Annotated in this window: 12 protein-coding genes; 5 read left to right on the top strand and 7 right to left on the bottom strand. The window is 69.5% G+C overall.

Annotated features, from left to right (window positions below):
• Positions 1–26: 26 nt before the first annotated feature.
• The 4 genes from AB0B64_RS52400 to AB0B64_RS52385 all read right to left on the bottom strand — a co-directional run bounded on the left by AB0B64_RS52400 (position 27) and on the right by AB0B64_RS52385 (position 4059).
• Positions 27–734: a CBS domain-containing protein gene (locus AB0B64_RS52400; RefSeq protein WP_358199338.1), complete on the bottom strand. Its 708-nt coding sequence runs from the start codon at positions 732–734 to the stop codon at positions 27–29.
• Positions 735–739: 5 nt separating this feature from the next.
• The gene (locus AB0B64_RS52395; protein WP_358199330.1) at positions 740–1138 is read right to left on the bottom strand and encodes a CBS domain-containing protein; all 399 of its coding nucleotides are present in this window, start codon (positions 1136–1138) and stop codon (positions 740–742) included.
• Between the two features lie 97 nt (positions 1139–1235).
• On the bottom strand, positions 1236–3827 hold the full coding sequence (locus AB0B64_RS52390) for a GNAT family N-acetyltransferase (RefSeq protein WP_358199316.1): 2592 nt from the start codon (positions 3825–3827) through the stop codon (positions 1236–1238).
• Positions 3820–4059, bottom strand: a complete 240-nt coding sequence (locus AB0B64_RS52385) for a hypothetical protein (RefSeq protein ID WP_358199304.1) — start codon at positions 4057–4059, stop codon at positions 3820–3822. Before AB0B64_RS52385 ends, AB0B64_RS52390 begins: the two co-directional genes overlap by 8 nt.
• Positions 4060–4269: 210 nt before the next feature.
• On the opposite strand from AB0B64_RS52385, the gene AB0B64_RS52380 reads away from it, so the two are divergent.
• Together AB0B64_RS52380 and AB0B64_RS52375 are read left to right on the top strand one after the other, a co-directional pair.
• A complete protein-coding gene (locus AB0B64_RS52380) occupies positions 4270–5259 on the top strand; it encodes a nitroreductase family protein (RefSeq protein ID WP_358199297.1) in 990 nt (329 codons plus the stop codon).
• A 101-nt stretch (positions 5260–5360) separates the two neighbouring features.
• Positions 5361–7013, top strand: a complete 1653-nt coding sequence (locus AB0B64_RS52375) for a GAF domain-containing protein (protein ID WP_357952160.1) — start codon at positions 5361–5363, stop codon at positions 7011–7013.
• 39 nt (positions 7014–7052) lie between these two features.
• Here AB0B64_RS52375 and AB0B64_RS52370 read toward each other — a convergent pair whose 3' ends face one another.
• Positions 7053–7694 (bottom strand): response regulator transcription factor, encoded by a 642-nt coding sequence (locus tag AB0B64_RS52370; protein WP_357952161.1) that lies wholly within the window; start codon positions 7692–7694, stop codon positions 7053–7055.
• Positions 7695–8000: 306 nt separating this feature from the next.
• On the opposite strand from AB0B64_RS52370, the gene AB0B64_RS52365 reads away from it, so the two are divergent.
• Positions 8001–8282 (top strand): pyridoxamine 5'-phosphate oxidase family protein, encoded by a 282-nt coding sequence (locus AB0B64_RS52365; protein ID WP_358199275.1) that lies wholly within the window; start codon positions 8001–8003, stop codon positions 8280–8282.
• Here AB0B64_RS52365 and AB0B64_RS52360 read toward each other — a convergent pair.
• Together AB0B64_RS52360 and AB0B64_RS52355 are read right to left on the bottom strand one after the other, a co-directional pair.
• The gene (locus AB0B64_RS52360) at positions 8231–8584 is read right to left on the bottom strand and encodes a BON domain-containing protein (RefSeq protein WP_358199266.1); all 354 of its coding nucleotides are present in this window, start codon (positions 8582–8584) and stop codon (positions 8231–8233) included. The genes AB0B64_RS52365 and AB0B64_RS52360 overlap by 52 nt on opposite strands.
• Positions 8539–8937, bottom strand: a complete 399-nt coding sequence (locus AB0B64_RS52355) for a CBS domain-containing protein (protein WP_357952163.1) — start codon at positions 8935–8937, stop codon at positions 8539–8541. Before AB0B64_RS52355 ends, AB0B64_RS52360 begins: the two co-directional genes overlap by 46 nt.
• Before the next feature lie 258 nt (positions 8938–9195).
• On the opposite strand from AB0B64_RS52355, the gene AB0B64_RS52350 reads away from it, so the two are divergent.
• Together AB0B64_RS52350 and AB0B64_RS52345 are read left to right on the top strand one after the other, a co-directional pair.
• Positions 9196–9720 (top strand): hypothetical protein, encoded by a 525-nt coding sequence (locus AB0B64_RS52350; RefSeq protein WP_225302604.1) that lies wholly within the window; start codon positions 9196–9198, stop codon positions 9718–9720.
• A gap of 175 nt (positions 9721–9895) precedes the next feature.
• Positions 9896–11401: a wax ester/triacylglycerol synthase family O-acyltransferase gene (locus AB0B64_RS52345; RefSeq protein ID WP_357952165.1), complete on the top strand. Its 1506-nt coding sequence runs from the start codon at positions 9896–9898 to the stop codon at positions 11399–11401.
• Positions 11402–11493: the final 92 nt, after the last annotated feature.

Raw genomic sequence — 11493 nt, 5'->3', positions numbered from 1 at the left:
CCTTACGTCAGTGAGATCGACGCCGATCAGGCGCCGCCCCACATCGGGACTTCGATGACGTCGTCGTGCTTCCAGGTGAGCTCGTCGTGGACGGCGACGACGCCGTCGATGCTCTCGGCCATGCGGACGGCGGCGATGGCTTCGGTGTGCCTGCTGACGATCCCGTTCAGGGTGACGACGCCTTCGGTCACCTCGACGTCCAGGCCCTTTGGGTCGGTCCACATGGCGCTGGTCGGGATCCCGGCCAGTACCAGCGTCCGGATCTCCTCGTCGGCGCGGAGGAAGACCTTGAGCAGGTCACGGCGGCTGACGATGCCGACTAGCCTGCCGTCCGCGTCGACGACGGGCAGGCGCTTGACGCCATAGCGGTCCATCAGCCGGGCGGCCGCCACGACGGGGGAGCCGGGTGTGGTGACGTGGGCGGACGCGGTCATCAGCTCGCCGGCGGTCTCGCCGAGCGCCTTGTAGGAGCCGGTGCCCTCGCTGCCCATGGCGTGGCGGATGCGGGCGCGTAGTGGCGGCCGGTAGGCGTCGTCGTAGTAGAGCTCTTTGAATTCCTCCTTGGCCAGCAGGTCGGCCTCGGATACGACGCCGAGCACGTGGTTGTCGTCGTCGAGTACGGGCACGCCGCTGACGGCTTTGCTGATGAGCAGGTCGGCGACGGTGCGGAAGGAGGCTTTGTGGTTGACGGCGGTGACGTCGGTGGTCATCACGTCCGCGACGGTCGTTCTCATGGCGATCACCTCAGGTGTCTGACCCGGACGATGCCGGGCACAGTGCGGGCGAGCACGTCGGCGATGTGGTCGGCGGAGGTGTCCACCCACAGCCCTCGGTCGAGGATGTCCTCGCGCACCTCGGCGGCGATGTCACCGGCGGTCTTCTTCCTGCCTTTGGGGTGGCGCAGCCGGGCGCGCAGCGGGGGCTGGTAGCCCTCGCGGTAGAACTGCTCGCGGAACTCCTCCTTGCGGAGCAGGTCGGCCTCCGACACCATGCCGATGACGTGGCCGTCGTCGTCGACCACCGGGACGGCGCTGATGCCGCCGGCGATCAGGGTCTCGGCGATGGCCTTGAACGGGGTCTTCGCCGTAACGGTGACGACCTTGGCGGTCATCACGTCGGCGACGGTCCTGCGCTTCACGGCTCAGCCCTTCTCGTCCGCTGCTGTCATACCTTCAGCACAGCCCTGCGGCAGTGCGCCTGGTAGGGCCGTAAGTCCCGAACGGGGTGGTCGTTGGTCAGCGCAGGCGGCGCAGCAGCGGAGACTGCGGCGGAGCGCAGGGCGCGATCCTGATCCGCACGTCCACCGTCGTGACGCGGTCGGCCGTGACGATGACCGGGTTCAGGTCGAGCTCGGCCACCTCGGGCAGGTCTTCGAGCAGCTTGCTCACCCGTACGAGCTGGTCGGCCAGGGCATCCACCCTGACGAGCGGCGAGCCGCGGTAGCCGTGCAGCAGCGGCGAGCAGCGCAGCTCCTCGATCATCTCGGCGGCGTCGGTGACCGGAGGGACCCGGAAGGCGCGGTCGGCCAGCAGTTCCGCGGTCACACCGCCCATCCCGACCATGACCAGCGGCCCGAACGCAGGGTAGTTGACGCCGCCGATGATGATCTCGACCCCACCGGGCAGCATCGGCTGGAGGACCGCGCCGGTCATCTCCGAGCCGATGCGTGACGACATTTCGTGATACGCCTGCCGTACCTCCTCGGCTGTCCGCAGGTTCAGGCGGACGCCGCCGACGTCGCTCTTGTGCACGGGACCTGCGGCCTTGAGTACGGCCGGCAGCCCGAGACGGACGGCGGCCTCGGCGGCGTCATCCGGCCCGCTCACATCCGCGGACTCCACCAGGCTCAGGCCGTAGCAGGCGAGCAGCCGGAGAGCGGCTGTGGGGGAGAGCCAGCGGCCGTCCGGGGCCAGGGCCAGCTCGGCGTGGACGATCTGCCGTGCGGCGGCGGTGTCGACGGACGGAGGTTCGGCGGCGGGCACGGCCGGGCGCGCCCGCCATTCGGCGTAGCGCACTACGTGGGCGAGCGCCTCGACGGCCTGCTCCGGGAACGCGTAGGCGGGAACCCGGCCGTCGATCAGCCCGTCATGGCCGACGACGCAGGCCAGCACGGTTGTGGCGGCGTCCTTGGTCGCGGCGGCGATGGCCTGACGGGTCTCCTCCAGACCGGAGCCGAACGGCGGGGTGTAGATGATGAGCACCACGTCCACGTCGGAAGCCTCGACGAGCGCCTTGACAGCTCCACCGATCTCGTCGGCGGTCGCGTCGGCGGTGAGGTCCACGGGATTGCCGAGCGCGGCGGCGGTGCGGGCCGCCAGCAGCCCAGAGGGCAGCTCGGGTACGACCAGACCGTGCCGCTCGCAGGCGTCGGCGGCCATCGCCTCCGGCCCGCCGGAGTTGCCGACGATCGCCACGCGGCGACCCTTGGGGAGGGGCTGGCAGGCCAGCAGCCGGGCGGTGTCGATCAGGTCGCGCACGCTGTCGAGCCTGATCACCCCGCAGGCGCGGGCGAGCGCGTCCACCGCCACGTCCGGAGTGGCCGCCGCCGCGGTGTGCGAGCGGACAGCCCGGTCGCCCGCGCCCGAGCGGCCGCTCTTGACCAGCAGGATCGGCTTCTTGGCCGCGACGCGGCGGGCGATGCGGGCGAACTTGCGCGGGTTGCCGAACGACTCCAGGTAGAGCGCGATCACGTCGGTGTGCTCGTCGTCCTCCCAGTACTCCAGCAGGTCGTTGCCGCTGACGTCGGCCTTGTTGCCGACCGAGACGAACGACGAGACCTCCAGCCGTTCCAGCAGCGCGGCGCCCACCGCACCCGATTGCGACATCAGCGCGACGCGGCCGGCGGCGGGGGAGCGCGGCAGGAAGCTGGCATTGAGGCGGACGGCGGTGTTGACGATGCCCAGGCAGTTCGGGCCGACCAGCCGCATCCCGGCGGTGCGGCAGATCTTCAGCAGGTCCGCCTCCACGTCGCCCTGCCCGCTCTCGGCGAACCCGGACGTCAGCACGACGAGCCCGGCCACTCCCGCCTCGGCGCAGTCACGGGCCACCTCCAGCACATGTCTGGCGGGAACGGCCACGACGGCCAGATCTACGCCATCGGGAACCCTCGCGTGGCAGGTCAACCCGGCCACCACGGCCGCGTTGGGGTTGACCGGGAAGAGCGGCCCGCCGAAGCCGCCGTCGATCAGGTTGCGCAGCACCCGGTGTCCCACGCCTGACGGGTCGCGCCCGGCGCCGATCACCGCCACGGACCGCGGTTCCAGCACGCGGGTCAGCGAGGCCCGCTCGGCCTCGTGATCACGCGCCTCGACGCCCGCCGCCAACCGTGCCGTCGGTCGTGAGGCGATGCTGAGGTGCAGCGTGCCGCCATCGCAGTGCCGCGTCATGTCCAGGCCGAGATCGCGCAGGACATTGATCATCGGCCGGTTCTCGGCGAGCACGTCGGCCACCAGTTCGCGTACGCCATGACCGCCCGCCTCCAGAGCCACGTGCTCCAGCAGCAGCGTGCCGAGCCCGTGGCCGTGTACGGCGTCGTCCAGGAGGATCGCCAGGTCGGCGCTGCCGTCCCGGGCGGGGATGTATTCGGCGACGGCGACCAGCCGCCCTCGCATGGTGGCCACCAGCGCGTGACCGTCGTACTTCTCCGCGGTGATGCGGTCCATATAGGAGTGGGCGGTGTTGCGGCCGCCGGTGAAGAAACGCAGGTAGGCCGACCGTTCCGAGGAGCGGTCCACCAGCCTGTGCAGGGCTTGGCGGTCGGTGGGGAGAAGTGGGCGCACGTGGGCGATGCCGCCGTCACGCAACAGCACGTCATAGCCGTCAGGCATGGTGGGTCTCCAGTTCGCCGGCCGGGCGACGCGGTGGACGGGCCCCGTACGGGCCATAAGCGAGTCGGATGATCGAGCGGTCGATCGCCGGGAGTGGTGAGCGCCGCGGCAAACTGATCTCCTCACCGGACACGGCGAAGCGCCACGGCTGGGTGTTGTGCACGGAAGGCGCCTGACCGGCTGCGATGAGCAGCCGCCTGACGCCGAGTTCGGCGGCGAGTGATGGGGACACGACGCACCTCCCGCCACCCACGCTGCCGCAGGTGCCGCGCCCTCCGGCAGTGCCGTACGGCCTCGGCCTTCGTGCCGAAGGTCCCGGCCATCGGGTCCGCGGCGAGCGTTCAACGAGGGCTGATGCCTCTAATGGGGCGGGACCTTCGGCCCTGCCCGGCCGCCTTGCCGATGTGATGCGCTGGTGTCATCACCGAGTGGAGGTGCTGTCATGGTCGTCACTCATACGGCACAGCATCGGGAGCGTGCCATCCAGGCGGCGTTGCAGGCCGCACGCTGGGCTCCTTCCGTGCACAACACGCAGCCCTGGTCTTTCGGCGTGCATGGTGAGGAGATCAGTTTGCGGGCCGACACCGCCAGGAAGCTGCTCATCGGCGACAGTGCCGGCAGGGAGTTGCTGATCAGTTGCGGGGCCGCCCTTTTCACCGTCCGTACGGCGCTGCGATGTGCGGGTTATGAGCCGTCCGTGCGTGTGCTGCCGGACCCGGACCGTCCCTCGCTGCTGGCCACGATCAGGCTGGGAGCGGAGGTGGAGGCCGATGATGACACGCGGGCGCTCGGCGGGGAGATCGAGCGGCGCCGGACTCACAGGGCGGGGTTCACCGATCTGCCCGTGCCTGAGCGGCTGGTCGAAGGGCTGGTCAAGGACGCGAGGTGTGAGGGGGCCAGGCTGACGCCGGTCGGCTCGGTGGCCGCGGTGGGCATCATCGCGGCGCTCACCCAGGCGGCGCAGGCGGCGCAGTCGCAGGATCGGGTGCTCAGCCTGGAGGTGATCCGCTGGGCGCGGCCGCCGGGCAGTGCCCGCAAGGACGGGGTGCCGGCCGAGGGCTACCCGCGCCGGGCGGCCCGGACGGACCCGGACTTCCCGCAGCGTGACTACGCCTGGCGCCATGATTGGGGCAGTCAGGCCGATCAGCGTGCTTCCACGGCCACCGGAGCCGTGGCACTGCTCACCACCCCGGGCGACACCCGGCAGGAATGGATCGCGACGGGACAGGCATTGCAGAGCGTCCTTCTGCACGCCTCCGCCTACGGTGTCAGCGCCGCCTTCCACACCCAGGCGCTGGAGATGTACCACCTGCGCGAGTTCCTCAGGCAGGAGCTGTGCTCGCAGGAGTACCCACAGATGATCATGCGGCTGGGCATCACCTTCGACGACAAGGAATCCGTCCGGCGGCCACTGTCCGACATGCTGGAGTAGGAGCCGAGCGCTTATCGACCCGTGGGTGATGGTCGTGGGCGCGTCTCGGTGTAACACTGATCTTTATGATGGAAGGCGAGCATCGCCCGTTGATGCCGAATATGCGGCTGGATGAGTTGCTGGCCGAGCTGCAGGTGCGGCTGAATGCCGTGCTGGCCACCCGCGACAGGGTGCACGCGCTGCTGGAAGCCGTCGTGTCGGTGGGCAGCGACCTGGATCTGGAGACGGTGCTGCGCCGGATCGTAGAGACCGCGACCGAGTTGGTGGACGCCAGTTATGGTGCGCTGGGCGTGGTCGGGCAGGAGAACACGCTCCTGCAGTTCATCCCGGTCGGGTTGAGCGAGGAGGAGATCGCTCGCATCGAGCACTGGCCGCACGGGCTCGGCCTGCTCGGGCTGCTGATCAAGGATGCCCGGCCGCTGCGCCTCGGCCGTATCTCCGATCATCCCGAGTCCTACGGCTTCCCTCCCGGGCACCCGCCGATGGGCACCTTTCTCGGCGTGCCCGTACGGGTGCGCGACGAGGTGTTCGGCAACCTGTATCTGACCGAGAAGCGCGGCGGCGGCGAGTTCGATGAGGAGGATGAAGCGATCGTCATCGCGCTGGCCACCGCCGCCGGTGTCGCGGTGGAGAACGCCCGGCTGTTCGAGGAGACCCGGCGGCGCGAGACCTGGCTGCAGGCCTCCTCCGAGGTCACCACCAGCCTGCTGTCCGGGGCCGACCCGCACGAGGTGCTCACCCTGATGGCGGCCCGCGCCCGCCAGATGAGCGACGCCGACCTCGTGAAGATCCTCATGCCGGAGGCGGGTGGCCGGTCCCTGGTGGTGGAGTACGTCGATGGCGAGCACGCCGATCAGGTGGCGGGCCTGACCTTCGATCTGGAGGCCACCGCGGCCGGTCAGGTTTACACCCGTGGCGAGGCGGTGTCCGCGCAGGACCTGAACGAGACGAACTCACCGTTGCGTCATTTGGGCTTCGGCCCCGAACTGCTGATGCCCTTGGGCGTAGGGGAGAAGGTACGTGGTGTGGTGGCGGTGGCGAAACGGTCGGGCCGGTTGCCGTTCAGCGCGGCGGACCTGCGCATGCTGGAGGCCTTCGCCGGGCAGGCCGCCATCGCGCTGGAGTTGGCCGAAGCCCGCCGGGACGCCGAACGCCTCGGCCTGCTCGAAGATCGCGACCGTATCGCCAAGGATCTGCACGACGTGGTCATTCAGCGGCTGTTCGCGATCGCGATGACGCTGATGAGCACCGTCCGGCTGGTGGACAATCCCGAGGTGTCGAGCCGGATGCGGCATGCGATCGACGAACTGGACGAGACCATCCGGCAGATCCGTTCGACCATCTTCGCCCTGCAGGGGTCGCGCGAGACGGGCGGGCCGAGCCTGCGCGCGCAGATCGTGGAGTTGGTGGAATCGGCTCGTGGCCATCTCGGCTTCATGCCGGGCCTGCTGATGGAGGGCCAGCTCGACAACCGCGTGCCTGAACCCGTCGCCGAGCATCTGCTGGCCGTCCTGCGCGAAGCGCTGTCCAACCTGGTCCGCCACGCCAAGGCCTCCCAAGCTGATGTTTCCGTCGAAGTGGCGGATGACGTTCTCACGCTGGCCGTTCAGGACAACGGCGTCGGACTGCCCGCCGGTGGCAGGCGAAGCGGCCTGCGCAACCTGCAGGAGCGTGCCACCGCGCTCGGGGGGTCCTTCGACGTCATCTCTCCAGAGGCCGGGGGGACCGCTCTTCGCTGGAGTGTTCCTCTCTGATGCGCTCAGATTCGCCGTCGCACTGAGGACGAAGGCCCGTCAGTCGCGCCGATCCGCCCGCAGCCGTGCCGAGAGTGCCGCCGCCTGGGTACGGCGTTGCATGTCGAGTTTGGACAGCAGGTTGGACACGTAGTTCTTGACCGTCTTCTCGGCCAGGAACATCCGCTCGCCGATCTGCCGGTTGGTCAGCCCTTCGCCGATCAGGTCGAGGATGTTGCGCTCCTGCTCCGACAGCGCCGCCAGCGGGTCCCTCCTGGCGGCCTGCTCCCGAAGCCGGTGCAGCATCGCCGCGGTGGTCTGCGGATCGAGCAGCGACTGCCCCGAGGCGACGGTGCGTACGGCGCCGACCAGGTCGGAGCCGTGGATCTGCTTGAGCACGTACCCGGCGGCGCCCGCCATCACCGCCTCGAACAGCGCGTCGTCGTCGGCGTAGGAGGTCAGCATCAGGCACGCCAGCCGCGGCAGCCTGGACCGGGCCTCGCGGCACACGTCCACGCCGTTGCCGTCGGGCAGCCGGACGTCCAGCACCGCCACGTCCGGCTTGAGCGCCGGGATGCGGGCGATCGCCGACTCCGCGGTCCCGGCCTCGCCGATCACCTCTATGTCGTCCTCGGCGTCCAGCAGGGCGGCCACGCCCCGCCGTACCACCTCATGATCGTCAACGAGGAACACCCGAATCATGCTCCGACGCTAACCGGTTCAGCCCACCACAAGAAAGGGGCCAAAGCCCCTATTCAGCACAGCGGTTTCCCTGAGATGACGAGTTCGCTCCTCCGAGCCCTTCTCAGGTTCGGCGGCTTTCGTCCGAGAGGCATTCGGTGCCAGGCCGCCGCGGCGGCGCTGGTGCGAGTAGGCCACGCGCGTACTCCGGTACTCGCCGGGCAGGCGAGTCAGGCGGTCTACGGTCGCCACCGCCGAGGGCGATCGGCAGCCGTCACGGGACTTTGGTCCCTAACCCGTCAGGTAGGGTGCTGACAGGCTGACGGTATGAAACTCGACTCGGCCGGCCTGCAGGTGCTCTCCCACGAGGAGTGCATGCGCCTGCTGCCCACCCGCCCGATCGGGCGGATCGTCTTCACCGACAGCGCCCTGCCGGCCGTGCAACCGGTCAACTTCTGCCTGGACGGGGAGGACATCGTCATCCGCACGGCGGCCGGTTCTAAGCTGGCCGCCGCCACACGCCATGCGGTTGTGGCCTCGAGGTGGACGACTTCGACTCAGTGGAGCGCACGGGCTGGTCGGTCACCGTCGTGGGGCTGGCTCGTGTAGCCGACGATCCTGCACAGATCGCCCGGCTGGAAAGCCTGCGGCTGACGCCGTGGACACGCAGCCCCGACCACTTCATCGTCATCACCACGGTGGAGGCCACCGGCCGGCGCATCCAGCGGCCCGCCTGACCGTCCAGATCCGGCAAGCAGCTCGCCGACGGTCAGCTTGTCGATGATGTCGACGACGCCATTGACGCGGTGGGCCATGCGTGTCGCGAGCATGGTTTCGCCGCGTCGGTCCATCCAGCCGCTCAGTGTTACCACACCCCGGTCGACGTGTACGGCAACGCCTGAGGTCTCCATGCACAACGAGCCCTCCAGAACCTCTTCGCGGATCTCGCGGGCGATGTCATGAGCTCGGCGGCCGTGTCACCCACCGCCTTCCGCCGGAGGCTGCCTCCTTCCTGCGCCATCAGATGACGTAGCCGTGCGCGCAGCGGCGGTTGGTAGGCGTCGCCGTAATACTGTTCGCGGAACTCCTCCTTGCACAGCAGGTCCGCCTCGGACACGACGCCGAGGACGTAGTTGCTCTCGTGAACCACCGGCACGGCGCTGACGCCGTGCGTTATGAGCGCCTCGGCGATGTCCTTGAACGACGTTCTGCTGTTGACCGAGACGACCTGCGCGGTCATGACGTCTTGCACCGTGGTCCGCATGATGGACCCTCCTTCGGATGTCGTCTCGATCCCACCGCCTTGCGCTCCGGACCGATAGGGGCGGAAGTCCCGGGGCGCCCGGTCCTTGGTCCGTATGGGCGCTGCGATGACGGTGCGGATCTCCCCGAGACCGGCGTCGCCGTACGAAGTGCCGAAAGTCCCGCCATGGCGGGTCGTACGGCACTGCCCGCCGATCACCGGAGACGGTGTGATCGAGGTGTGAGAAGAGCAGCCAATCCGCACTGAAAGGGGGCCGTCATGGCCACCACACGTTCAACCCCCATGAACGTCGACACGAGGGACAGCGCCACCCGCCCGGTCGATTATGTCTGGGCGATCGCCCGGATCTCGATCGGCTGGATCTTCCTGTGGGCGTTTCTGGACAAGACCTTCGGCTGGGGCTTCGCCACCCCGGCCAACCGCGCCTGGATCTCCGGCGGCAGCCCCACCACCGGCTTCCTCAAGGGGACCGGCGAGAACGCGCTCGGCGGCTTGTTCTCCGGCCTGGCCGGACAGCCCTGGGTGGACTGGCTGTTCATGCTCGGCCTGCTCGGCATCGGCGCCGCACTCATCCTCGGCGTCGGCCTCCGGATCGCCGCCATCACTGGCAGCCTCATGCTGGTCCTCATGTGGGCCGCCGAACTACCCCTGGCCAACAACCCCTTCATGGACGAACACATCGTCTACGCCATCGTCCTGGTCGGCCTCGCCCTCGCAGGCGCCGGCACCACCCTCGGACTCGGCAAGCTTCCCATCGTCCAGCGCAACCCGTACCTCAAGTAGCGGGCCCGTCGATGCCCACCCTCCAGCCCGAGGGCGGGCATCGCACTGTGTCGGCACCTACCCGCTCACGGATCGGGTACAACGGCGGGCCGCCCGGGGACCTTGTGCCCTGACCGCCGCGCCGGCACGGGACGACGCTGGGGGCACATCGACACGTGCAGAGGTGGAGACGGTCATGGCCGATCACATGAGCCCGCTGAATGCGGTATTCCTGGATCTCGAAGACGAGGAACCCGAGGTGTCCCTGGCGACCGCATCGATTGTCGTCTTCGAAGGACCTGCGCCCGCCACGGAGAAGTTCCTCACGGCCATGGGAACCAGGCTTCGGCTGATGCCGCGCTATCACCAGAAGGCTCGCCAGGTGCCGCTCGACCTCGGCTCGCCGGTCTGGGCGGACGACCCCGCGTTCGATCTGACCTATCACGTCCGGCGGGTGGCCCTTGCCCCACCGGGGGACGACCCGGTGCTCCACGAGCGGATCGGCGACATCATGTCGCAGCGACTCGATCGAGCCCGGCCCTTGTGGGAGTACTGGGTGATCGAAGGCTTGTCCGGCGGCCGGTGGGCGCTGTTGTCGAAGGTACACCCTTGCCTGGCCGACGGAGTGTCCGGCACGCACCCCAACCAGGCGATCTTCGACAGGTCGCCCGCAGGCGGGGTGGAGCCACCGCAGGACGTGCGGCCTCCGGACCCCGAGCCGTCCACTCTGATCCTGGCCGCCGGCGCGCTGCGCGACCTGCTCCTCAATCCGGTCGAACAGGCGCGCATGATCGGCAGGGCGCTGGCCGCACCACGCGCCACCATCCGGCGCGTCGCGGAAACCGCGCGTGGTCTGATCGCTCTGACCGGCGCGCTGCGGCCCGCGAACGCCTCCACCCTGACCGGCCCGATCAGTGCGTACCGGCGTTACGCCGTGGCCCGCGCGTCGCTGACCGACGTCAAGAAGATCGCCCAACGGGCGGACACCACCTTCGACGACGTGGCACTGTCCGCGATCAGCGGCGGTTTCCGCCACCTGCTGCTCCAGCGCGGTGAGGAGCCGCACGCGCGCGCGGTGCGTTCGCTGGTCCCGGTCTCGGGACGTGCCCGCGGGGAGGAGGGCGGGCGCGAGAACCGGGTTTCGCTGATGCCGGCGTTCCTGCCGGTGCACGTGGCCGATCCCGTCAAGCGGCTGCGCGTCGTGCATGAGCACCTCGTCGAGTTGAAGGCGAGCGGACAGGCCCAGGTCGCGGAGGCGATGGCCGCACTGGCCGGGCACGAGCCGTTCCCGCCCATCTCCTGGGGGTTGCGGCTGGCCGCGCACCTGCCGCAGCGCCACATCGTCACGGTCACCACCAACGTGCCCGGGCCGCCCGAGCCGCTGTACCTGCTCGGCCGGCGGGTACTGGAGATCCTCCCGTACGTCCCGATCGCCTTGCGGCTGCGTACCGGCGTGTCGATCTGCACGTACGGTGATCAGGTCGCTTTCGGCGTCACCGGCGACTACGACGGGGCGCCCGAGGTCGAGCCGCTCGCCCGCACCATCGAGAACGAACTCCAAGCGCTGAGCCTCGCTTACCGCCCAAACCCCGCCCTGCCGGCGGTCACACCGCTGCGTCCCAAGGGTGCCCGGCCGCGAAGGGTGGCCAAGCGTCCATCGACCGGCACGAAGGCGAAGGCGGCGGACCGCCGGCCGAGGTAGCCGGAAGGAGAGATCCATGTTCGACCTCGGTCGCCGAGAGCCGCAACGCCGGTAAGCCGATCTGGGGCACAGTGGCGGCGTCGCGCTCGCCG

Source organism: Nonomuraea sp. NPDC049129, from assembly GCF_040648495.1.
Lineage (GTDB): Bacteria > Actinomycetota > Actinomycetes > Streptosporangiales > Streptosporangiaceae > Nonomuraea.
This window is presented reverse-complemented; position numbering and strand designations above follow the sequence as displayed.

What these genes read in the sequence shown, in the direction of transcription:
- AB0B64_RS52400 (WP_358199338.1), bottom strand. Translation starts at nt 734, where the DNA reads ATGAGAACGACCGTCGCGGACGTGATGACCACCGACGTCACCGCCGTC.
- AB0B64_RS52390 (WP_358199316.1), bottom strand. Translation starts at nt 3,827, where the DNA reads ATGCCTGACGGCTATGACGTGCTGTTGCGTGACGGCGGCATCGCCCAC.
- AB0B64_RS52380 (WP_358199297.1), top strand. Translation starts at nt 4,270, where the DNA reads ATGGTCGTCACTCATACGGCACAGCATCGGGAGCGTGCCATCCAGGCG.
- AB0B64_RS52375 (WP_357952160.1), top strand. Translation starts at nt 5,361, where the DNA reads ATGCGGCTGGATGAGTTGCTGGCCGAGCTGCAGGTGCGGCTGAATGCC.
- AB0B64_RS52370 (WP_357952161.1), bottom strand. Translation starts at nt 7,694, where the DNA reads ATGATTCGGGTGTTCCTCGTTGACGATCATGAGGTGGTACGGCGGGGC.
- AB0B64_RS52365 (WP_358199275.1), top strand. Translation starts at nt 8,001, where the DNA reads ATGAAACTCGACTCGGCCGGCCTGCAGGTGCTCTCCCACGAGGAGTGC.
- AB0B64_RS52360 (WP_358199266.1), bottom strand. Translation starts at nt 8,584, where the DNA reads ATGGAGACCTCAGGCGTTGCCGTACACGTCGACCGGGGTGTGGTAACA.
- AB0B64_RS52355 (WP_357952163.1), bottom strand. Translation starts at nt 8,937, where the DNA reads ATGCGGACCACGGTGCAAGACGTCATGACCGCGCAGGTCGTCTCGGTC.
- AB0B64_RS52350 (WP_225302604.1), top strand. Translation starts at nt 9,196, where the DNA reads ATGGCCACCACACGTTCAACCCCCATGAACGTCGACACGAGGGACAGC.
- AB0B64_RS52345 (WP_357952165.1), top strand. Translation starts at nt 9,896, where the DNA reads ATGGCCGATCACATGAGCCCGCTGAATGCGGTATTCCTGGATCTCGAA.